The following is a 21,854-nucleotide window of genomic DNA, read 5'->3' on the forward strand; positions in this document are numbered from 1 at the left end:
GAGCGGGTTACTCCAGGTTACGCGCCGAATTGCTCAACGCCCTTGAGCACTGCAACAACGCCGGCGCCAACTGCTTCTCTGCATCCGCCCGGCTCCAGCGACTGGTCGGCGCCACCACATGCACCGCCGCCACCGGCCGACCGTTCGCCCCCAGCACCGGCGCGCCGATGGTCATGTCCCCCAGGAACAGTTCCTGGCCATTCACCGCATAGCCCTGCTCGCGCACCTGCTGCAACGACTCCATGATCCTGTCGACCTCAGTCAACGTCTGGCTGGTGTGCGCCACCCGCTGGCTGTGCTCGATCAATGCCAGCGCCTCATCCTGCGGCAACGCACTCAGATACGCGCGCCCCGACGCCGTGCAATACATCGGCACCCGCGAGCCAATCGGCATGTGTACCGGCACGAAGCCCGAGCTGACAAACCGCGCGATATACGTCATGTCGTAACCGGCAGGCTCGGTCAGGCACGAGGTTTCTCCCGTCAGGCGGGTCAATTCCGAGAGGAACGGGTTGGCCACTTCAATCAGCGAATGCGCATCCAGATAACTGAAGCCCAACTCCAGCACCCGTGGTGTGAGTTGGTAATGACGGGTGCGCGAGTGTTTCCGAAGGTAACCCAGGCTCTCGAGGGTAAACACCATGCGCTGGGCCGAGCTTTTGGTCATGCCGGCGGCTTCGGCCACCTCTGCAAGGCTCATGCTGCGGCGCTGGGCGCTGAATGCCTTGAGCACCGACAGGCCCTTTTCCAGGGATTGGTTGTGCAAGCTGTTGCGTTCTTCGGACATGGCGAACTCGCGGTCAGGTCGATCAAGCGTGGCGATATTTCTACACGAAATCGCGAAATTCGACCACTAAAAATCGCATACCGATACGAATGGTTCATTTTCTTCAATTTTCATAGCGTAAAACGATTTTGTTTAATCGAAATGGCACAGAGCTTGCGGTTTGCTCGGTAACCGCTCGCGGTACTGACGATCCGTTTTCCTTCTGGAGTAACCCGATGAACAGTCTTTCGCCCTTGTTTCGCCGCCTCGCCTTCGGTCTTTGCGCCACCTTTTGCGTGGCCACCGTGCACGCCGCCGGTGCAGCCTCGTACAAAGTCGGTGCAACGGCCAGCGGTTCGCCGTTCACCTTCCTCGACATCAAGAGCAACAGCATCCAGGGCGTGATGGTCGACGTCGCCAACGCAGTGGGCAAGGCCGGTGGTTTCACCAGCGAAATCGAGCAGACCAACTTTGCCGCGCTGATCCCGTCCCTCACCTCGGGCAAGCTCGACTTCATCGCCGCCGGCATGCTCAAGACCCCGGAGCGTGCCCAGGTGGTGGACTTCAGCGCGCCGGTGTACGCCTACGGTGAAGGCCTGATCGTGAGTGCCGACGACAACGCGACCTATACCGACCTCAGTTCCTTGAAGGACCAGGTAGTGGGTGTACAAGCCGGCACGATCTTCTACGACATGCTCAACAAGCTGGGGATCTTCAAGGAAATCCGCACCTACGACTCCATCGGCGAAATGGTCCGCGACCTGAGCCTGGGCCGCATCAAGGCCGCCGTGGGTGACCAGCCGGTGGTGGCGTACCAGATCCGCCAGAAGCTGTTCAAGGGCGTGAAGCTCGCCGCCGACTACAAGCCGGTCAACGTCGGCGAGGTGTGCCTGGTGGTGCGCAAAGGCGACAGTGAAACCATCGCACGCCTGAACCAGGCCATCGCCAGCATCAAGGCCGATGGCACCCTGGACGCGATCCTGAAGAAGTGGGGGCTTGATGCCCGGGTGCAGCCATGAACCCGGCTGAATTCCTGCAAAACGCCCAGGACTTCCTGCCGATCCTGCTGCAAGGCGCCTGGGTGACGATCCAGATCACCGTGCTGTCGTTCCTGCTCAGCAGCGCGATCGGCCTGGTGCTGGCGCTGCTCAAGCTGTCGCCGATCAAGGCGCTGTCGTGGGCGGCGAGCACCGTGATCAATGTGATTCGCGGCCTGCCGATCATCGTGCAGCTGTTCTACATCTACTTCGTGTTGCCGGACATGGGCGTGCACCTCAGTGCATTCCAGGCGGGTGTGATCGGCATGGGCATCGCCTACTCGGCGTACCAGGCGGAGAACTTCCGTACCGGCATCATCGCCGTCGAACAGGGCCAGCGTGAAGCCGCCGAAGCCCTGGGCATGCGCTCGGTGCTGATGATGCGCCGGGTTATCCTGCCCCAGGCGTTTCGCATCGCCTTGCCGCCTTACGGCAACACCCTGGTGATGATGCTCAAGGACTCATCGCTGGTGTCGACCATCACCGTGGCCGAGATGACGCGCCAGGGCCAACTGATCGCCTCGTCCACCTTCCAGAACATGACCGTCTACACCCTGGTCGCCCTGCTCTACCTGCTGATGAGCCTGCCGCTGGTGTATGGCCTGCGCCGCATGGAACAGCACCTGGGCCGGAGGAAAAAAGCATGATCGAGATTCGCCAACTGCAAAAACACTACGGCACCCATCGCGTGCTGCACGGCGTCGACCTGGACGTGGCCAAGGGCGAAGTGGTGTGCCTGATCGGCCCGTCCGGCTCGGGCAAATCCACCCTGCTGCGCTGCATCAACGCCCTGGAAGCCTACGACGGCGGCACCATCAACGTGTTCGGCGAAACCGTGCAACGTGGCAGCAAGACCGTACACGCCCTGCGCAGCCGCATGGGCATGGTGTTCCAGCGCTTCAACCTGTTCCCCCATCGCACCGTGCTGGAAAACGTGATGGAAGGCCCGGTGTACGTCAAGGGAGAACCGCTGCAACAGGCCCGGGAGGAAGCCCTGGCGCTGCTGGATAAAGTAGGCCTGTCGGCCAAGGCCGATGCCTACCCGGAACAACTCTCCGGCGGCCAGCAACAGCGAGTGGCCATCGCCCGCGCACTGGCGATGAAACCCGACGCCATGCTTTTCGACGAACCCACTTCGGCCCTCGACCCGGAACTGGTGGGCGATGTGCTGGAGGTCATGCGCACCCTCGCCGACGAAGGCATGACCATGATCGTGGTGACCCACGAAATGGGCTTTGCCCGGGAAGTGGCCGACCGCGTGTGCTTCCTGCACGGCGGCTACATCGTGGAGAGCGGGCCGGCCGAGCAGGTGCTGGGCAACCCGCAACAACCGCGCACCCAGGACTTCCTGCGCCGCGTGCTGCACCCGACGGCCAACACCCGGAGCCTGCCATGAAGTCACTCTGGGCCGCGACGGCGCCCGCTGCACCGCAAACACCCGCGTTGGCTGAGTCATTGAAGGTGGACGTGGCCATCGTCGGCGCCGGGTATACCGGCTTGTCCACGGCGCTGCACCTGGCGGAGCGCGGCGTGAGCGTGTGCGTGCTGGAGGCCAACGAGCCCGGCTGGGGCGCGTCCGGGCGCAATGGCGGGCAGGTCAACCCGACACTCAAATACGACCCGGATCAACTGGTGCAGATGTACGGTGCCGAGCGCGCCGAGCCACTGATCAACACCGTGTCCAACTCGGCAGACCTGGTGTTCAACCTGATCGAGCGCCATGGCATTGACTGTGCGCCCACACGCAAGGGCTGGATGCAGGTTTCCTATTCCGAAAAAGGCGTGGCGGGCCTGCACGCCCGGGCCGAACAGTGGGCGCGTCGCGGGGTGCCGGTGCAGCGCCTGGATGCCGGCGCGGTGTCCGCCCGCATGGGCAGCCAGGCGTTTGCCGGTGGCTGGCTGGACGGTCGCGCGGGCGCCATCCAACCCTTGGCCTATGCTCGGGGCCTGGTGCGTGCAGCCCAGGCGGCGGGCGTGCGCATTCATGGGCAGAGCGCAGTGACCGCGATGCAACAGGCGGGCGCGGGCTGGAAGTTGCAGACCGCGAGCGGCGCGCAGGTGTCGGCCGGCCAGGTGGTACTGGCCACCAACGGCTACAGCGGCGACTTGTGGCCCGGCATGGCCCAGAGTGTGCTCGCGGCCAACAGTTTTATCGTCGCCACCCGGCCCTTGAGCGGGCCTGGGGCCGAGAGCATTTTGCCGGGGCAGGAAACCGTCTCAACCGCACAGCGCCTGTTGCTTTACTTTCGCAAGGATGCCCATGGCCGCCTGCTGATGGGCGGGCGCGGGTTGTTCGAAGATCCCACCGGGCCCACGGATTTTGCGCACCTGGAACGTTCGCTGGCACTGTTGTTTCCGCAGCTGGGCAAGCTGGACTTCGAGTACCGCTGGGCGGGCCGGATCGCGATCACCCGGGACTTTATGCCCCACGTCCACGAACCCGCACCCGGCCTGACCCTGGCATTGGGCTGTAACGGACGCGGGATTGCCTTGTGCACCAGCCTCGGCCAGCAATTGGCCGGACGCCTGTGTGACAGCCGCTCCGACTTCGCTTACCCGGTAACGCCTTTGCAGCGGTTGCCACTGCATGGCTTGCAACGCTTCTACATCGGCGCGGGCGTGGCGTGGTACAGCCTGCTGGATCGCCTCTCCCTGTAGGAGCGAGCTTGCTCGCGAAAAAACCGAAGGCGCCGCGTGTCCTCAGGAGACCGGCGCCTTCGTCAAAGCTCGCAGACCTTTCCCTCATCACTGAAGAAATAGATATTTTCATGCTTGTAGCCCCAGCGACCGCCTCGCACGCGAGCATGCGGCTCGAAGGTAAAGCACGTCACCTCCTCCAGGCGCCGATGATTGCCCGCCTCGATGTAGAGCCTTTGGTCACGCTGCTCGCAGATGCTGTGGCCGACGTTGCCGGCGAAATCGAGGTTCTCGAAACCCTCGGATGCGATCAGGTCATTGGCGAACGCGTGGAGATCGTTGAACGTGGTTTCAGGCCGGGCGAATGTGCGCATCATCGCGTGTAGCAGGTGCTCGACTTCATAACCCCTGCTGAACTCGGCCCCCACCGGCACCGCCCGGCACACGCCCTCCTCCACATAGAAAGAGCGGGCACAGTCGCCCCACACATTGCCTGCTCTCGGGCTCAAATCCACCGTGATCAGATTGTGTAAACCAACGGCTTCATCACTGGGCCGATAGTCGCGTCCCGACACCGAAAGCGCACTGCGCGAACCCAGCAATACGAAGGCCGGGCAGTCGTAATACCAGGTCTGCGGATAGCCGGAATCCGCGAGCATCTGCGTCGCCATTTCGGCGATGGAGGCTTCGGTGGACTGTGGCGTGATCCGCGTAACGAGCTGCTGCAGCACCGACTTGGCGGCGGCCTGGACCACGCGATTAGGCAACATGGATTGTCTCTGACTGATGAGGGATTGCGTCGATGGTAGCAGCACTCTCCTCGACAGGGAGACGCACTCGGATTTTAAGCTCGTTCCCACGCTCCGCGTGGGAATGCCTACGGTGACGCTCCGCGTCACAAAGGCAGACGCAGAGCGTCCAGGGCTGCGCTCCCACGCAGAGCGTGGGAGCGATCAATAGCCGGAGCACCGACTTGGCGGTGGCCTGGACCACACGATTGTGCAACATGGACCGTCTCTGACTGAGGGAGACATGCTCGGATTTTTCCGACAACTGTTTCAGGTTGTCGGTCGGACCCGGGCTGACTAACCTCCCGCAGTCGCTGCCAATTCAGCGACCGGATTTGACCGTCCGACCAATCGACGACTGCAACGCCCACACCTATTCCAGGCGTTTTTTTTATGCCTGAGGTATCGTGTCGCGGCGGCTGTGCGCGGGATACCTTCGGGTATGCCGGGTTCGTTGATAACCGGTCGGTCAACCCGCGTACAGCTGCCACCCTCCTCGTTTGACCGCGAACGGTGGTGGCTCCACTTATCGACGGAGCTTCACCATGATTAAAGACAGCCCCAATCCCCCACCGCACACCGACCGGCTTCAAGAAGCCGCTTACCGCGCCATTCACCACTATCTGAAACCTGACGCCCAACCCCAACCGCCTGAACCCACCGAGCTACCGTTCGATGGATTATTTACCGTGCGTACGGACCTGGACACGGAAACCTTGCTGGCCAATGCCTCGCAAGACCTGGCGTCGATCAATGTCATCGCCGCTCACCTGGCCTTCGAAGTCGATGGTACCCAGCGCAACGTGGCGCTGGGCATTTGCCGGATGCTGGAAGGTGTGCAGATGCTGGTCGACAAAGCGCTGGATCGATGCGCGCAAACCAGCCCGCGCTGAGCTCGTTCCCACGCTCCGCGTGGGAATGCCTACGGTGACGCTCCGCGTCACAAAGGCAGACGCAGAGCGTCCAGGGCAGCGCTCCCACGCAGAGCGTGGGAGCGATCAAGTCTCTTCAAAAAACCGACCATCCGATACGCTCGCTCAACAACTCCAACGCCTTCATCCCCGCCAGCGAATTCCCTGCCGCATTCAACTCCGGCGACCACACGCACACCGTAAACTGCCCCGGCACCACCGCGAGAATCCCGCCGCCTACCCCGCTCTTTCCCGGCAACCCGACGCGATACGCAAAATTCCCCGCCTCGTCGTACAGCCCGCTGGTGGCCATGATCGAGTTCACTTGCTTGGTCTGGCGCGCCGTCAGAATCTGCTCGCCGCTGTGGGTGCACACCCCCTCATTCGCCAGGAAGCAAAATGCCTTGGCCAGGTCCAGGCAGCTCATCTGCAATGCGCAATAGTTGAAGTAGCTGTGCAGCACTGCATCCACGTCATTGTGGAAGTTGCCGAAGGACTTCATCAGGTACGCCATGGCCGCATTACGCGCACCGTGCTGGGCTTCGGATTCGGCCACCACGCTGTTGACCAGTATCTGCGGGTTGCCCGACAGCCGCCGCACAAAATCACGCATGGACAAAATCGGCACGGCAAAGCGCGATTGGTTGATGTCGCAGATCACCAGCGCACCGGCGTTGATAAACGGGTTGCGTGGCCGCCCACGCTCGAACTCCAGCTGCACCATGGAGTTGAACGGCTGCCCCGACGGTTCGTGGCCCAGGCGTTCCCAGATGCTTTCGCCGCCATGGTCGATGGCCTGCACCAGGCTGAATACCTTGGAGATGCTCTGTACGGAGAACAAGGTGTGAGCATCACCCGCGCAGTAGGACGAGCCGTCATTGCCATACACGGCAATGCCCAGTTGCTGGGCCGGCACGTCGGCGAGCGCGGGGATGTAGTCGGCGACCTTGCCGAGGCCGATCAGTGGACGGACTTCGTCGAGGATCGACTCCAACAGGGCCTGCATGTTTTGTTCTGGCATGGTATGGGAATAGTTGTTGAGCGGGGCGCGGAGGATACCTGAAACGCCGGAACCAGGCAGGCTGCCGGTGCAAAGATGGACGCTGCGCAGGCCGTGCTATATCTTCGGGCCGCCGCCGGCTCAGGCGAAAAACATGAAGGAGTGAAACGTTGAAGAAGCAGGACGCCTTGAGAGGACGAAGCTTTGCGGTGCTGATGGGCATTGCGTTTATCGCCGTGGACCAGTTGATCAAACTGCTGGCGCTGTTTTCGCTTCAAGCCACAACGTTCCGGTTCGGTTCAAGCCCGGTCAACATGGCCTTGGAGCTGAGCTTGAACCCGGGTGCGTTCCTCAGCTTGGGCGCTAGCCTGCCAACCCAGGTCAAGCAACTGATCTTTATCGTCGGCGTGGCCGCGGTGGTGTGCTGGGCGGGTTATTGGGCCTGGACGAACTGGAACCACTCCCTGCGCAAGGCCGCACCACTTTTCCTGATTGCCCTGGGCGGCGCCGGGAACCTGATTGACCGGGTCTTTCGCGACGGCCATGTCGTCGATTATCTGGTGGTGAATGTCGGCCCGCTGCATACGGGTGTGTTCAATCTCGCCGATATCGCGATCACTCTGGGTGCGTTGTTGCTGATGCTTGATCTGTTCAAGAGCCCCGGTAAAGCCTGAGTTCCACACCAGCCAACAACACGCTCAAACAGGCAAAGAGAATCAGTGTGGGAGCTGGCTTGCCTGCGATGCAGACACCTCGATGTATCAGTTGCACCGAGGCGATGCTATCGCAGGCAAGCCAGCTCCCACCTTTGATTTTGGCTGGCCTTGACATCGTACTCAGTCAGCCCGCCACCCGCTCCCGCCCCTTGAACGCCAGCGAAAAACAAAAAAAGATCACCAGCGCAAACCCCGCCGGAAACAACCAGATGCTGCGCCAGTCATGGCTGCCACCCGCCGCCACATAGTGGTCGGTCACCTGCCCTGCCACCCAGAACCCAATCAACATGCCCACACCGTACGTAGCCAGGGTAATCAGCCCCTGCGCCGAACTCCTGAAGCGCTCCGGGGCCTTGGCGTCGGTGTAGATCTGCCCCGAGACAAAGAAGAAGTCATAGCAGATGCCATGCAGCGCAATCCCGGTAAACATCATGAAGGCCAGCTCGCCATTATTGCCGTAGGCGAACAGCGCATAGCGCAGCGCCCACGCCAGCATGCCCACCAACAGCGCGACCTTGATGCCAAAACGCTGGATGAACAGCGGCAATAGCAGCATGAACAGCACCTCGGACACTTGCCCAATGGCCATTTTTGCCGTGGGGTTGGTCACGCCGATTTCCGCGAGAAACGGGTTGGCGTTCTGGTAGTAGAACGCCAGGGGAATGCAGATCAGGATCGAGGCGATGAAGAACACCAGGTAGCTGCGATCCTTGAGCAACCCCAGCGCATCCAGCCCGAGCAGTTGCTTGATATCACCCTTGCCCGCCTCGGCTTTCAAGGGCGCGGTACGCGGCAAGGTGAAGCTGTAGAAACCCAGCACCACTGACGCGATGGCAGACATCAGGAAGGTGTTGCGCAACGCGCCCGTGGTGATCGACTGCTGCGAATCCCAGGCGAACACAAAGCTGATCACCAGCCCCGCAACAATCCAGCCCAGGGTGCCCCACACACGGATGCGCGAAAACTCCTGGGCCGGGTCGCTCATTTGCCGGAAGGCCACCGAGTTCACCAGTGCCAGGGTCGGCATGTAGATGACCATGTATGCCAGCACGTAGGGATAAAAGCCGACGAAGTCCGGCGCGCGGTACAGCTGGTACAGCAGCACCGCGCCGATCAGGTGCAGCACCGCCAGGATGCGCTCGGCGTTGAAGTAGCGGTCGGCGATCAGGCCGATGATAAACGGGGCGATGATCGCCCCCCACGACTGGGTGGAAAACGCCATGCCGATCTGCCCGCCGCTGGCCCCCAGGTTGCTGGCGAGGAAGGTGCCGAGGGTGACGAACCAGCCGCCCCAGATGAAGAATTGCAGGAACATCATGACGCTCAGTCGCGCTTTCATTGTGGTCACCGTTTTATTGTTATTTTGGGGCAGAGGCGCTGTTCAGGCGTCGGGAAGGCCCAGCAGCCGTCGGTTGGATTGCTCGTCGGATGTCACGCCGGCGAAGTCATCGAATGCCTTGCTGGTCTTGCGGATCATGTGCTGGCGGATGTACTCCGCCCCTTCTGCCGCGCCTTGTTGCGCGTCCTTCAGGCAACACTCCCACTCCAGCACGGCCCAGCCGTGGAAGTCGTACTGGGTGAGCTTGCTGAAGATCGATTTGAAGTCGATCTGGCCATCGCCCAATGAGCGAAAACGGCCAGGGCGGTCGACCCATCCTTGGTAGCCGCCATACACGCCGGAGCGCGCGTCGGGGCGAAACTCGGCGTCCTTGACGTGGAACATGCGGATGCGCGCGTGGTAGCGGTCGATGAAGCCCAGGTAATCCATTTGCTGCAGCAGCAGGTGGCTGGGGTCGTAGAGAATGTTGGCCCGGGGATGGTGGTCGACGGCTTCGAGGAAGCGCTCGAAAGAGGCGCCGTCGTGAAGGTCTTCGCCGGGGTGGATTTCGTAGCACAGGTCGACGCCGGCCGCCTCGAAGCAATCGAGAATCGGCAGCCAGCGCTTGGCCAACTCGGCAAAGCCTTGCTCCACCAGGCCGCTGGGGCGTTGTGGCCAGGGGTAGATGTACGGCCAGAGCAGCGCGCCGGAGAAGGTCGCGTGGGCCGTCAAGCCAAGGCGCTGGCTGGCGCGGGCGGCGAGTTTCAATTGGTCGATGGCCCACTCGGTCCGTGCCTGGGGCTGGCCGCGCAGATGGGCCGGGGCGAAGTCGTCGAACAGCGTGTCGAATGCCGGGTGCACGGCCACAAGTTGGCCCTGCAGGTGGGTCGATAGCTCGCTGATTTCGACGCCGGCATGGGCGCAGGTCGCCTTGAGTTCATCGCAGTAGGCCTGGCTTTCTGCAGCGCGGGCCAGGTCAATGTAGCGGGTGCCGAGTGTGGGCAACTGGATCGCCTTGTAGCCCTGGGACGCCGCCCATTGGGCGATGTTGGCCAGGGTGTCGAAAGGCGCTTCGTCCGAGATGAACTGGGCGAGAAAAATGCCTGGGCCGCGCATGTCTGTAGTCTCCTTCATGGGTGGTTCGCCAGGGTGGTCCACTTCGCGTCGCCGCGATGGTTGGCGATCACCGCTTCGATAAAGGCCATGCCGCGCACGCCGACTTCGATGCCGGGTACGCCAACGGCCTCGGTGCCCTGGCGAATGGCCTTGGCGAAGTCGCGGTAGAGGTTGGCCATGGCTTCCAGGTAACCCTCGGGATGCCCGGCGGGCAGGCGCATGCGCTGCAATGCCGCGTCGCACAGCCAGGGCTGGCCGACGCCGGAACGCAGAATGCGCAGCGGTTGGTCGAGGGAACGATGGATCAGACTGGCGGGTTCTTCCTGGCGCCATTCCAGGCCGCCCTTGTCGCCATAGAGGCGGATCTTCAGCGGGTTCTCTTCACCGGCACACACTTGGCTGGCGATCAGCACGCCGCTGGCGCCGGAGGCCATCTTGAACAGCATGGCGGCATCGTCATCCAGTTGCCGGCCGGGTACATGGATGCCCAGGTTCGCGCAAAGCTGTTCGATCGGTTGGTCGGCGATGAACTCGGCCAGGGAAAAGGCGTGGGTGCCGATGTCGCCGATGCAGCCGCCCAGTCCCGACAGCTCGGGCCGGCTGCGCCAGTCCGCCTGTTTGTTGCCCTGCCCGGCCACGTCCTGGCTGAGCCAGCCTTGTGGGTACTCGACGATCACTTTGCGCAACGCGCCGATCACGCCATTGCGCACCATGTCGCGGGCCTGCCACACCATCGGGTAACCCAGGTAGGTGTGTGCCAGCCCATAAAGCCCGGAACTGTTTTTGACAACGTCTGCCAGCGCCTGCACTTCAGCAAGATTGAGCGCGGCCGGCTTCTCGCTGAACACGTGGAAGCCCGCCTGCAGCGCCTGGGTCGCAATCGGTGCATGCAGATGATTGGGGGTGACGATCACCAGCAGCTGCATGCGCTGCTCGGCCGGGAGTGCCTGTTCGGCGGCGAGCATCTGCTGCCATTCGCTGTAACAGCGGGACGCGGGCAGGCCCAGCGCATTGCCGGTGCTCCGGTTGTTCTCGGGCTCACGGCTGAAGGCACCGCACACCAGTTCATAACACCCATCCAGCCCCGCCGCCTGGCGGTGAGCCTGGCCGATGAAGGCGCCTTCGCCGCCGCCAACAAAGCCCATTCTTATTTTTTGCACAGCAACCGTCATCGCAAGTCTTCTCTTTATGGGCAATTACCGATCATGATGTAACCGGTTACATCGTGCCGGAAATTTAGGCCTGGTTGCTCGCGGTGTCAAACCCCGACTGCGGTAAACTTGCAGGCTGCTGTTCTGATAACGAGGTGGTCTTGTCCAATATTCGTGAAGTCGCCCGCCTGGCCGGGGTCTCGGTGGCCACCGTGTCCAGGACCCTGGCCAGCCCTGAACGCGTGTTGCCCGAGACCCGCGACAAGGTCAACGCCGCCGTGGAACAGACCGGCTACCGGCCGAACCGCATGGCGGTGCAATTCCGTTCGCGGCGCACCGGCAACCTGGTGATCCTGGTGCCGGCGATTGCCAACACGTTTTTCGCCCGGGTCATCAGCGGTGCACAGCAAGCGGCGCAGGCATCGGGTTATCGGTTGCTGTTGTGCGACACTCGGGGCCAGGCAGAAATCGAAAAACAGTTCGCCGAACTGGTCCACGCCCATCAGGCCGATGGTGTGATTCAGTTGCGGGCCTCGGACCCGTTCAGCGACTGCAGCGACTCACCGCCACTGGTGAACGCCTGCGAGGTGATCCAGGACGGTCGCCACCCCACCATCAGCCTCGACAACCGTGGCGCCGCCCGGGCCATGACCCAGCACTTGATCGACCTCGGCCACCGCCGCATCGGCTTGATCAAAGGCCCGAAAAGCAGCCCACTGACCCGTGACCGCGTGGCCGGTTATGAAGATGCCTTGCTCGCGGCGGGCATCCCCCGCGACCCGGCGCTTATCTGCCACGGCGACTTCACCCTGCACGCCGGTTTCGAGGGCGCAGGCAACATGCTCGCCCTGCCCGAGCGGCCCACTGCGCTGTTCTGCGAGAACGACGAAATGGCCATCGGCGCCTTGAAGCGCATCAAGCAACAGGGCCTGCGCGTGCCCCAGGATATTTCCCTGGTGGGCTTTGATGACATCCCCTTCGCGGCCTACTGCGACCCGCCGCTGACCACCATTGCCCAGCCTGCCGAAATCTTCGGCCGCAAGGCCGTCGAGATGCTCATCGCACTGATCGAGAAAACGCCGCTGCCGGAGCGTCAGGTTGTAGTGCCGTTCGAACTCACAGTACGCGGCAGCACGGCAGCGCCCCACACTCAATAGTGCGCCACATCCGACACCTGGGTATCCAGCACATCCCGCGCCAATGCCCAGGCCTGATCCGTGGATTCCACCACCAGCAACGGGTAGCCCCACGCCTTGCCGAACATCACGGCAAACGGCTTGAGCGCCAGGCGCTTGGCTGCGCTGGGCTCCACCTGGATCATGCCTTTGACGAAAGTACGCAGGGCCACCTTGTGCTTCTTCATCCAGATCGAGGCCTGTTTGCGTTCTTCGTGTGAATGCTCGTGAGTGCTTTCATCCACGGCTTTCTCGTGCAGCAGGACGAAGGGTTCCTCGCGCTGCAACAAGTCCTCGAATGCGCCAAAGGTATCTTGCGGGGGAGTGTCGCTGGGGGCGTCAAACACGATTTTCACCACGGGGAATGTTGAACTGTCGAGTTGCATGGGAAGCTCCTTTAACGAGAATGTTTCTCATGATAGCCATGCCATCACTGGACGCCATTGCACAGAATGGCCAGAATGTTTCGCATTCCAGCCAAGACGCCGCGCCGCCATGTACAACCACCGCCTCGAAACCCGAGACCCCTTGCGCCCGGCCCTCGCCGATGCAATTCCCCGTGCGGTGGTTGCAGTGAGCGCTTCAAGCACCTCTGCGAGTTGGGAGCACGCACCGCACCAGCACCGCAAGGGCCAGTTGATGTACACATTGCGCGGGGTGATTCATTGCGTCATCGAAGAAGGTATCTGGATCGTGCCCCCCCAGTGCGCGTTGTGGATTCCGGGCGGCCTTTCCCATGCCGCGCGCGGGTCGGGGGCAGCGGATATCTACTGTCTGTTGGTCGACCCCGACGCCGCTGGCGCCCTGCCCCGGCAATGCTGCACCCTGGCGGTATCGCCGTTGTTACACGAATTGATCAGCAAGGCCGTCAGCTTCCCGCCGCTGTACGACACCGAGGGCGCCCAGGGCCGGTTGGTGGCCACGCTGCTGGACGAACTGGCACTGGCACCGGTGGAGGCCCTGCACCTGCCCATGCCCCGGGACACTCGGCTGCGGCGCCTGGCCGACAGTTTGCTGGCCAACCCCAGCGACAAGGCCACCCTGGGCGAATGGGCCGTACGCATCGGCATGAGCGAACGCAGCATGACGCGCTTGTTGCTGGAGGAGATCGGCCTGAGTTTCGGCCGCTGGCGCAGGCAACTGCATGTGATCCTGTCACTGCAGCGCCTGGCGAAAGGCGAAAGTGTGCAGACGGTGGCACTGGACCTCGGCTATGAAAACGCCAGCGGCTTTATCACCATGTTCCGCAAGGCCATCGGCCAACCGCCGGCGCGCTACCTGGCCGACCGCGCGAGCATCCCCCAGCACACGACGCCCGCTATCGCCTTGCTGGATTATTATAAATAGTCACGTATAAGCATTTTTAGAGCTAAGGGACTAGAAGGCTTAAATCATTCCAGCCAAAAAAAATCAACCCGCCTAAAATACTTATCGCACACTAAAAAATTTGCACTAGCATATGAGTACTCCGGTCCACAAACCCGCTCTCAACACCCGCCTGAAATCCGCCTTACCCCCCGCAAATAAAGTGCCGAATGTTAAAATTTGTCACGTTTTGGCGTATTCAATTCGATTAACATCTAAACGCCTGCAGCGATTGAATTGACGGCCTCGCATGCCGGAAAAGGGAGCAACGTGATGCATTTTTCCAACGTCCTCGCTATTGCACGGACCCCATCGAAATCCGAGGACTTCAGCGAGCTTATAGTTCGTACTGTACCGAAAAATCTAAAAGTCGATACACGCTCCTACGGCCAACTAATCGGTCCCTATGAAAGCCATGGACATTACCGTGCCATCATCATAGAGATCGACACCCCCTCTGCCAGCACCCAAACGCTGGACATCATTAAAAAAACCAGATCGGAAAATCCTGGCAGCACCATTTTCCTGGTTGTCACCTTCGCCACTACACTAAGCAAAACCAAATATTATCTCGCAGGCGCCGATTACTGCATAAAGGTCGTCGAGAGCTCGCCCGAGAAAAAACTTGCCCTGTTTGCAGCGTTCCTCAGCGAGACATACTGGCTAAGTAATACTGATTTGCTACTCGATCAGGATCGCATGTGCATCTACGGGGGTGGCAAAAAGCTCGAAGTGTCCTTTGTCGAAATGAAAGTACTGGAAGCGCTCATTCATAATCGATTGCTAAGCCATGATGAAATCGCCGTGGTAATGGGGCTGAATCCCCGATTTTATGATTCAAGGGCCCTCGAAAAATCGATTAGCCGGTTACGTGGCAAAATAAAATCACATTACGGAAGCAATATAATTCAGAGCATTCGCGGTTACGGCTACAAACTAAGCAGAGGGCTGGCTTCGGTTAATCATATCCACCCCGTCAGGGAGCGGTCGAACCGTGAATAGCGGAACCCTATTACGTGAGGCGTCAGCCTGCTTCACCTTTTCGCGGCAAGCGATACTTGAACGAAGTTGCACGCTGTGGGGCAGTGAGATCCGCGTCCACGCCGAGCCTGCGCTCGACAGCCCGCGTGATGACGCCTGCCCGTTTTATTCCGAACAACTTAAAGACGCCTACAGCGAAGCCCTGCAACATGCCAGGCCGAGTTCATTTGCCCGCACAAGTAAACGTTTGCGCGCGGATAAAAGCCCGGGCCTCCACAAGTTTTTCCGAATTGAGCAATCGCTGTTGATGAATGAGGACCTGCTCAAGGAAATTATCGATACTTCACACACGCTGGAAAAAAACAGACAACAACTCATTGTCAGCGTTGAAAATACACTGGACACCCTTCCGGGCCCGCTGGAACGCCGGAGCATGATCCGTCAACTGTATAGCCTGAAAGACCAGAGCAACCTGAAGCTTGCCTATAACAATTACACATTAAATACAAAAAACACCGACCTGCTGATCGACTTGAGTCTTTATGACTATATAAAAATGCCTTTTCCAGACTCGGCCCTCAGGCTCAGTCTGAACACCCGCTCGGGCCTGTTCGACCGGCTTTACGACCAGATGCTGGGGCTGATGAGCACCACCCGGGTCTCCTTCATCGCCGACAACGTCGAGCACGCCGACAGCGCACTTCTCGCCAGACGCTTGCCTTTTGACTATTTTCAGGGCCCCTACTTCTCACCTGCTGATAGTTTATGAACCCCCGTACTTTCCTGGAATCGGTGAATGCCATGAGTTCTCTCAAGAAACACACATTTACATCGACGTACCCGTCAATCGCACTGCACGATTTCACGCCAAATGTGGCATTTTTACATTACGACGTCGACAGCGGGCCGCTGATCGAAACCGTGGAAAAAACATCGGACGCTTCGACCAGTTCCTACGCCGTTACCAAAGAGCAGAATTTCAATCTGTGGCTCAGTAACTATGTCGCCGCCAAAAGACTTTACGAAGCCAGTAATCGGCTGACCCGACAACTTTACGACGCATCAAAAAAACCTAACATCACGGCTCTAAAATCAGACGTCACACACACGGACCTGAATAACACCACCGCGGAAACAGTTAACTCATCCTCTGCATTACGCGGCCCCGATGTCTGGCTACTTACCCAGCAAGATCGTGCGCTGGTGAAAGGTGGGCTACGCATTTCCTTGACCACTATTGAGTCGGCATTGATCAAGAAAATGTTGAACCATGAAGAACGTGTGGTCAGCAAGGAAGAACTTATCCGCAACATCGGACGTGAGCCCGACCTCTATCGCGGGCTTGAAATGTGCCTTAGCCGATTGCAGGACAAGTTCAAGCGCGTGAATGATGGCGAACGCCTGTTCCGCGCGGTGCGTAACCGTGGCTACTGCCTGACACAAAAAATAAAAAGCCCGCTGAGCAGTCGCGCGAACGTCACAGAACAATAATTATTTCATAAAAATTACAATTCACCCTGCCTATTAGAACGCCTTTCTATCTGCCATTTTATAACAACATGACCGCGTTATAAGTCGTCAGCCATTGCTCCCTGCCATTTATTACTATCAATACGCACGCCTACGCGTGCGCCTGCCATTTGATAGTCATTAAAACCACGCCTCGCTTTAACCTGCCAGCACGTGAGTGGATACCACAGGGAGCAGAAGTATGCTTAACAACAGAAGAATGCATCGTAACCTTACACCCAAAGGCCTGACCTTTTGGGGACAGTGGGCAATTGCCCTGAGTGTGGTCGTTGTACTTTTGTTTTCACTGGTACTTTTCAAGACCGGGCAATTGGAATCCCATTACCGGATATTGGCAGCCATTACAATACTGGCCTCTATACCGGCCTACATGTTATGTGACGTCTATAGCAAAAAAGATGACTTTTTTGTTGGGCTGGGACGATTATTCACCGGCTGGTTATTGACCCTGGGCATATTGTTCGCGGTCGGCATAGCCTGTAATGCCAGTTCGCTGTTTCCCTTCGAGATCCTGCTACTCTGGGCTGCTGTCAGCTATCCAATACTAGCCCTTTGCTACATTCCCATTCACAGTCTATCCAGGTACTACCACCGGCAACTACATGAGCGCCAGAAATCGCTGATTATTGGTACGGGAAAACTTGCAACCGACTTGGCCAATACTCTCGCCAGGCAAAAACGCTCCCCTCTGGTCGGTCTCGTAGGTCCCCGCACCACCTCCCCCCAGGCCGGCACCCAGCCTCAGATCCTCGGTGACTTGCCCGATCTTCCCGCGCTGATCCGCCAGCACGGTATCCGCCGCCTGTACATCACTCACTCTCTCCAGGAAGCGACCCACATCGAGGCGCTGTACCTCAACCTGCTGGAGATCAGCGTGGACGTGATCTGGGTGCCCGACCTCAACAACATGCTGCTGCTCAACCACAGCGTGGCCGAGGTGGATGGATTGCCCGCGATCTTCCTCAATGAAAGCCCGCTGACCAGCCGGCCGACCGCCGCACTGAGCAAGTCGCTGCTGGACAAGAGCCTGGCCCTGTTGGCGATCCTCCTGCTCAGCCCGTTGCTGCTGCTGTTCGCCCTGCTGATCAAACTCACCTCTCCCGGCCCGGTAATTTTCAAGCAGGATCGTCACGGCTGGAACGGCGAGGTGATCAAGGTCTGGAAGTTCCGCTCGATGCGCGTGCATGACGACCACGAAGTGCGCCAGGCGAGCCGCAACGACTCACGCATTACCCCCGTAGGGCGCTTTATCCGCCGCACCTCCATCGACGAGCTGCCCCAGCTGTTCAACGTGCTGCAAGGGCATATGGCACTGGTCGGCCCACGCCCGCATGCCGTCGCCCACAATGACTACTACTCGGGCAAGATTCGCGCGTACATGGCGCGGCATCGCATCAAGCCCGGCATCACCGGCCTGGCGCAGGTCAATGGCTGCCGGGGTGAAACCGAGACCCTGGAGAAGATGCAGCAACGCGTCGATATCGACCTGCGCTATATCAACAACTGGTCGCTGTGGCTGGACATCAAGATCCTGTTCAAGACGCCGTTTACCCTGCTGTCCAAAGACATCTACTGACCCCGCCCTTCCCCGTGCCGCTGCATCGGCGGCGCGGGGCACCAGGCGCGCTTTGCGCCCTCCCCGCCACCACTCCCCGCAAGGCGCAACGATAGCGCCCACAGCAACGCCCGGCCCGGGCCATTCGCATAGTCATCAAAGAGGAAAGTCAGGCAAGTGTTGCGCGCCGGCATTGCACCTGGCGCTGTAGCGTTCGGCGTGGCGACTGCCCGGCGCATTCAACGCCGGGCAGTCGACAACCTGGTCGGCAGATGCCGCACCGTCACTCAGTGATCTTCTCGAAGTTGTTGTAGAACAACTCGCTGTCACGCCCGTCGGTCATGGTCTGCAGCGAATAGCCGCGGTTCAGGCGTGCGCCGCCGTCACGGGTCAGTGGCGCCCATACGACGTTGGCCCGACGCATCGTCGAGGTGCTCATCAATTCGTCGAAGGGGACGGAAATATAGATACCCTTGTCGAAGCTGCCTTCGCCATATTCTTCCTTCGAGGCGGTGGTCAGCGTCACCCAGCCACCAAACTTCACGCCGTTCTTGAACTGGCGCGAGATGTCGACGGTGGTGCCCCAGTCCCGCGCCAGGTAACGCCCCACACTGACGGCGGCCAGGGTGTCATAGGGCAGCTCGGTATAGCTGGTGACATGGCCGGTGATGGTCTGGTAATCCCGCAGGCCGAAGCCCTGGTTGAAATCACGCTGGCGCACGAAGTTCATGTCTGCGCCCACTGACCAGTGCTTGCCCGCCGGCCGGAACAACACCTCGCCGCCCACCCCGGCGTACATGGACTCCAGGTAGCCGCCGTAGACCATGCCATACAGGTCGCGGTCCAGGCGCTGCGCATGGTTGACCTGGAAGTTCGGCATCGTCACATCGGACGTGGTCATGTATTGGCGCAGGTCGGTGCGTACTCGCGGCAACCCGCTGGGTGCGTCGTAGGTGAACTTGTCGTAGTTGTTCAGCAGGTTGGCGCTGAGCAAGCCGCTCCACCAGGTATTGCGGGTAAAACGGTACTCCGCGTCGGCGTCGGCAGTGAACTGATAAAGCAAGCCGTCGGGGCCACCGATGTTCTGCTTGTAACCCAGGCCGAGGCCATAGTTGAACGGCTCGGATTGTCTGCTGTAGAGCGTGGTTTCCCGATGGGCAACCGCCGGATTGACCTCGGTATTACGGTGCAGGTCCGTCAACGGTTGCTGGTTGTTCACCACGGCGCGGAAGGTGGCACGGGGCACGCTGGTTTCTTCGATGGGCATGTCATAGCGCTTGTTCACCAGGGTGAACCAGTCGATATCCTGATTGGCGCTGTTGTCGAGAATCCGGCTGGCGCGTCCCACGGCCTTGGCTGAATAGAAGTAGCGTTGCTGCTCGCCATACACCATCAATTCCGAGCCGCGCCGGGCAATGCGCTCCACCTTGTAGCCGGCATTCTGCTGCAGCCTGTCGGCGACGTTGGCCCAGTTGACCTGGTCGGCCGGGGTGGTGGGCATGCGCGCCGGCAACGGTTCGGCGGGCGGGTCATAGGTCTTGACCGGTGCCTTGCGGCTGACAAAGTTGGTGTGCAGGGTGATGCCGAACATCGCGGTATTCCCGCGTTCCCAGGCCGCACTCAGGTCGACGCTGTCAGCCAGCTTATAGACCACGCCAATGTTTACCGGCGAGTCCTGCTTGATCGGGTTGTCCAACGGCTCGTGCTTGTAGTCATTGCCCTCGTATTCGAGTTTCAGGCTCAGGGGTTCCCAGGGCGTTTGATAGGCGATCCCGCCGAACAACGAAGGGCGGCCCCTGAAATAGGCGTTGGAGTTCACGTCCCCTGCCCTGGCGACGACCGCAGTGCTCTTGGGCCGGTCGTTGAACTTGCTGCCGAACACCGACAGCGGGTTGCCGAAGTCGCCTCGGTTTCCCAGGTAGCCCCAGGCGATGCCTAGGCTGAAATCCAGGTTGCCGTGGCGCTTGTTGGCGACAAAGTATTCGCTGGAAAACAGCCCGGTACCGCCGATGTCCCGGGCACCGAAAGCCACCTGCGGTGCCCACCGGCTTTCCTCCCAGAGCCGCGCCTTGAAGTCGATGGCCTTGTCCTTGAAGCTCTGGCTTCCGCTCAACGCCTCGGCGCCGTACCTGCGGTTGCTGATGGCGGTATAACGAAACGAACCCTCCAGCCAATCAAACGGTTGCAGGGAAAAGCTGTAGCGCGAGTAGGGATCGGTGCGGTTGGCGTTGGCGCTCAACTCTCCCGCCGGGGCCATGCGTGCGGTGGGGGTCTGTAGCAGGCCCACGCCGCCGAAATCATTTTGGGTGTAACGGGGGTCACCGTGAGCCAACCCGCAAGGCAACAGCAGTACAGCCGCAAAACGTAAATTCAAGGGTTCACCTCAGCCAACGGTTGAGTGGCGAAAAACTCGGCCAGTTGTTGGTTGAGATCAGGGGTCGGCGTCTCAAGGTCGTCGCTGCGGATCGGCACCAGGATCCTGCTGCCGGGGGCCGCCACCACGCCGTCCTCGCGATTCCACGCCGCCACGCCCACGCGCCGTACCTGGCCGTCGGGCTGGATCAGCCACAGGTCATCGCGCTCGGCGTCATCGAGGACCGTGCAGTCGCCAACATAATCCCGCACCTCGCGCATGGCCCGGTACGGCACATCACAGGACTGCGCGACCGCCCCGAGCACCTGCACGGTGGACGGCCTCACGGGGTAGACCAGCCGGTCCCCGTCATCCAGCAATGCGTTGCGCGCGAACCCCGTCTCCACGGCGATCGGGTCCAGCACTTGCACCTGGCGGCCGGTGACCGGCAACTGTTCGACCTGTCGATACAGACGCGCACTCAAGTCCGCCCGGGAGCCACGGTCATCCAGCAAGGCCCCTCGTTGCAGCAGTTTCAGATCGAACAAAACCCCTGCCTTCAAGCGTTCCTGCGTGCTCACCAACGACTGGTGCAGCCACGCGGCGCCCAACCAGTAGCTTTCTGCATTGGGTTGGGCCACACGAATAACGTCCAGCAAACGCGCCCCCGGCTTGACCTCGAAGGCGCCAGGGCTGCGCACATCGCCACTGACTGTAACGGCCGCCTGGCCAGTGCCGGGGCCGATCAGCAACAGGCCCAGCCATAAAAGCTTCGAACACTTCATCGGGCTGCCTCCCGGTCGGGACGCAACTGCACGATTTTCAGGGCCAACCGGGGCGTCAAATGCTGCTCGCTGCGCCAGATGAAACCATCCTGCGGGTCGACCCAATAATGGTTGGTGGCGCGGAAATTCAAGGTGGGAGCGTCCACCTGCTCGTCGATGCGCAGCAAGGCGTAATCCTTGTCCAGAATGCGGAGGGTCTCGATACCGTGGCTGCTGAAACGGCTGTTGACCGCGATACCGATTCGGTTGCCGTCGTAGAGGTCGATCCAGCGTGTGCCGGTGTAACCGTCGGGCAGATGCTGGAGCCCGCGCTTGAACGGCGATTCGCCACTGAAACGCGTGCCATCCAGGGAAACACCCAGCCCGACAGTGCGTACCACCAGGCCGTCACGCATCATCACCACTTGCTTGCCGGAAGCGACCCAGAACTGCAGGTCGCCCCGGCGCCGGGCCATGGCCATCACGCCCTCGCTGACGGCGGTGGTGACCAGGATCTGCGGGTATGGCACCGCGTCGACCTGGGCGCGGGTCACGTTGATCGGGGCCGGGCCCGTCACAGAAGTTTCGAGGGTGTACCACGACGCCCTCATCAACGGGTTACACCCGCACAACAAGAGCGCCATCGACAGGCAGGCGCTGGTAGGCAACATTTTCACCACGGGATAACGCC

At 60.6% G+C, this 21,854-nt stretch carries 22 protein-coding genes; 12 read left to right on the forward strand and 10 right to left on the reverse strand.

The genetic code is table 11. The annotated features are described in order from the left end of the window. Positions 1-7 precede the first annotated feature (7 nt). The gene (locus tag HX805_RS16930) at positions 8-787 is read right to left on the reverse strand and encodes an IclR family transcriptional regulator (RefSeq protein ID WP_008435411.1); all 780 of its coding nucleotides are present in this window, start codon (positions 785-787) and stop codon (positions 8-10) included. Positions 788-1,002: 215 nt separating this feature from the next. Here HX805_RS16930 and HX805_RS16935 point away from each other — a divergent pair, with 215 nt between their 5' ends. From HX805_RS16935 to HX805_RS16950, 4 genes are read left to right on the forward strand one after another with little or no spacing between them, the layout of a single operon-like run. Further along, a complete protein-coding gene (locus HX805_RS16935; protein ID WP_177081439.1) occupies positions 1,003-1,785 on the forward strand; it encodes an ABC transporter substrate-binding protein in 783 nt (260 codons plus the stop codon). Beyond that, on the forward strand, positions 1,782-2,450 hold the full coding sequence (gene ehuD, locus HX805_RS16940) for an ectoine/hydroxyectoine ABC transporter permease subunit EhuD (protein WP_008435412.1): 669 nt from the start codon (positions 1,782-1,784) through the stop codon (positions 2,448-2,450). Before HX805_RS16935 ends, ehuD begins: the two co-directional genes overlap by 4 nt. Next, the gene (locus HX805_RS16945) at positions 2,447-3,199 is read left to right on the forward strand and encodes an amino acid ABC transporter ATP-binding protein (RefSeq protein WP_087694235.1); all 753 of its coding nucleotides are present in this window, start codon (positions 2,447-2,449) and stop codon (positions 3,197-3,199) included. Before ehuD ends, HX805_RS16945 begins: the two co-directional genes overlap by 4 nt. Next, the gene (locus HX805_RS16950) at positions 3,196-4,461 is read left to right on the forward strand and encodes an FAD-binding oxidoreductase (RefSeq protein ID WP_177081438.1); all 1,266 of its coding nucleotides are present in this window, start codon (positions 3,196-3,198) and stop codon (positions 4,459-4,461) included. The genes HX805_RS16945 and HX805_RS16950 overlap by 4 nt, the downstream gene beginning before the upstream one ends. 62 nt (positions 4,462-4,523) lie before the next feature. Here HX805_RS16950 and HX805_RS16955 read toward each other — a convergent pair whose 3' ends face one another. Beyond that, positions 4,524-5,210, reverse strand: coding sequence for a M24 family metallopeptidase (locus HX805_RS16955; protein WP_177081437.1), 687 nt, complete (start codon positions 5,208-5,210; stop codon positions 4,524-4,526). Between the two features lie 563 nt (positions 5,211-5,773). Between HX805_RS16955 and HX805_RS16960 the strand changes: the two genes are divergently transcribed. Next, a complete protein-coding gene (locus HX805_RS16960) occupies positions 5,774-6,121 on the forward strand; it encodes a DUF6124 family protein (protein WP_003211399.1) in 348 nt (115 codons plus the stop codon). A 115-nt stretch (positions 6,122-6,236) separates the two neighbouring features. On the opposite strand, the gene glsB is transcribed toward HX805_RS16960, so the two are convergent. Further along, positions 6,237-7,145 (reverse strand): glutaminase B, encoded by a 909-nt coding sequence (gene glsB / locus HX805_RS16965; RefSeq protein ID WP_003211397.1) that lies wholly within the window; start codon positions 7,143-7,145, stop codon positions 6,237-6,239. 209 nt (positions 7,146-7,354) lie between these two features. Here glsB and HX805_RS16970 point away from each other — a divergent pair, with 209 nt between their 5' ends. Then, a complete protein-coding gene (locus HX805_RS16970; protein ID WP_134327658.1) occupies positions 7,355-7,813 on the forward strand; it encodes a signal peptidase II in 459 nt (152 codons plus the stop codon). A 166-nt stretch (positions 7,814-7,979) separates the two neighbouring features. On the opposite strand, the gene HX805_RS16975 is transcribed toward HX805_RS16970, so the two are convergent. The 3 genes from HX805_RS16975 to HX805_RS16985 are packed head-to-tail and all read right to left on the reverse strand — an operon-like array spanning position 7,980 to position 11,434. Beyond that, a complete protein-coding gene (locus HX805_RS16975; protein WP_177081436.1) occupies positions 7,980-9,194 on the reverse strand; it encodes a nucleoside permease in 1,215 nt (404 codons plus the stop codon). Positions 9,195-9,236: 42 nt separating this feature from the next. Next, complete coding sequence (locus tag HX805_RS16980; protein WP_177081540.1) at positions 9,237-10,289, reverse strand: sugar phosphate isomerase/epimerase; 1,053 nt, start codon at positions 10,287-10,289, stop codon at positions 9,237-9,239. Positions 10,290-10,303: 14 nt separating this feature from the next. After that, positions 10,304-11,434 carry a Gfo/Idh/MocA family protein gene (locus tag HX805_RS16985; RefSeq protein ID WP_177081539.1) on the reverse strand — a complete coding sequence of 377 codons (1,131 nt, stop codon included), beginning with the start codon at positions 11,432-11,434 and terminating at the stop codon, positions 10,304-10,306. Positions 11,435-11,601: 167 nt separating this feature from the next. On the opposite strand from HX805_RS16985, the gene HX805_RS16990 reads away from it, so the two are divergent. Continuing rightward, entirely contained in the window at positions 11,602-12,597 is a 996-nt protein-coding gene (locus HX805_RS16990) for a LacI family DNA-binding transcriptional regulator (protein ID WP_177035424.1), read from the forward strand. Here the strand turns inward: HX805_RS16990 and HX805_RS16995 are convergent. After that, entirely contained in the window at positions 12,591-13,001 is a 411-nt protein-coding gene (locus HX805_RS16995; RefSeq protein WP_177081435.1) for a hypothetical protein, read from the reverse strand. The genes HX805_RS16990 and HX805_RS16995 overlap by 7 nt on opposite strands. Positions 13,002-13,110: 109 nt before the next feature. Here HX805_RS16995 and HX805_RS17000 point away from each other — a divergent pair, with 109 nt between their 5' ends. The 5 genes from HX805_RS17000 to HX805_RS17020 all read left to right on the forward strand — a co-directional run bounded on the left by HX805_RS17000 (position 13,111) and on the right by HX805_RS17020 (position 18,067). Next, positions 13,111-13,962 carry a helix-turn-helix domain-containing protein gene (locus tag HX805_RS17000; RefSeq protein WP_003211383.1) on the forward strand — a complete coding sequence of 284 codons (852 nt, stop codon included), beginning with the start codon at positions 13,111-13,113 and terminating at the stop codon, positions 13,960-13,962. Positions 13,963-14,253: 291 nt separating this feature from the next. Next, positions 14,254-14,982, forward strand: coding sequence for a winged helix-turn-helix domain-containing protein (locus HX805_RS17005; RefSeq protein ID WP_177044864.1), 729 nt, complete (start codon positions 14,254-14,256; stop codon positions 14,980-14,982). Further along, complete coding sequence (locus tag HX805_RS32250; RefSeq protein ID WP_177019929.1) at positions 14,975-15,730, forward strand: hypothetical protein; 756 nt, start codon at positions 14,975-14,977, stop codon at positions 15,728-15,730. Before HX805_RS17005 ends, HX805_RS32250 begins: the two co-directional genes overlap by 8 nt. 32 nt (positions 15,731-15,762) lie before the next feature. Further along, positions 15,763-16,452: a winged helix-turn-helix domain-containing protein gene (locus HX805_RS17015; protein ID WP_003211376.1), complete on the forward strand. Its 690-nt coding sequence runs from the start codon at positions 15,763-15,765 to the stop codon at positions 16,450-16,452. A gap of 220 nt (positions 16,453-16,672) precedes the next feature. Next, the gene (locus HX805_RS17020; RefSeq protein ID WP_102368819.1) at positions 16,673-18,067 is read left to right on the forward strand and encodes an undecaprenyl-phosphate glucose phosphotransferase; all 1,395 of its coding nucleotides are present in this window, start codon (positions 16,673-16,675) and stop codon (positions 18,065-18,067) included. A 262-nt stretch (positions 18,068-18,329) separates the two neighbouring features. On the opposite strand, the gene HX805_RS17025 is transcribed toward HX805_RS17020, so the two are convergent. From HX805_RS17025 to HX805_RS17035, 3 genes are read right to left on the reverse strand one after another with little or no spacing between them, the layout of a single operon-like run. Beyond that, positions 18,330-20,420, reverse strand: a complete 2,091-nt coding sequence (locus HX805_RS17025; RefSeq protein ID WP_177022017.1) for a YjbH domain-containing protein — start codon at positions 20,418-20,420, stop codon at positions 18,330-18,332. Continuing rightward, positions 20,417-21,184, reverse strand: coding sequence for a capsule biosynthesis GfcC family protein (locus tag HX805_RS17030; RefSeq protein WP_134326352.1), 768 nt, complete (start codon positions 21,182-21,184; stop codon positions 20,417-20,419). The genes HX805_RS17025 and HX805_RS17030 overlap by 4 nt, the downstream gene beginning before the upstream one ends. Further along, positions 21,181-21,840: a YjbF family lipoprotein gene (locus HX805_RS17035; protein WP_032899416.1), complete on the reverse strand. Its 660-nt coding sequence runs from the start codon at positions 21,838-21,840 to the stop codon at positions 21,181-21,183. Before HX805_RS17035 ends, HX805_RS17030 begins: the two co-directional genes overlap by 4 nt. Between the last annotated feature and the right edge of the window lie 14 nt (positions 21,841-21,854).

The sequence above is a fragment of the Pseudomonas sp. G5001 genome (assembly GCF_013385475.1).
Taxonomy (GTDB): domain Bacteria; phylum Pseudomonadota; class Gammaproteobacteria; order Pseudomonadales; family Pseudomonadaceae; genus Aquipseudomonas.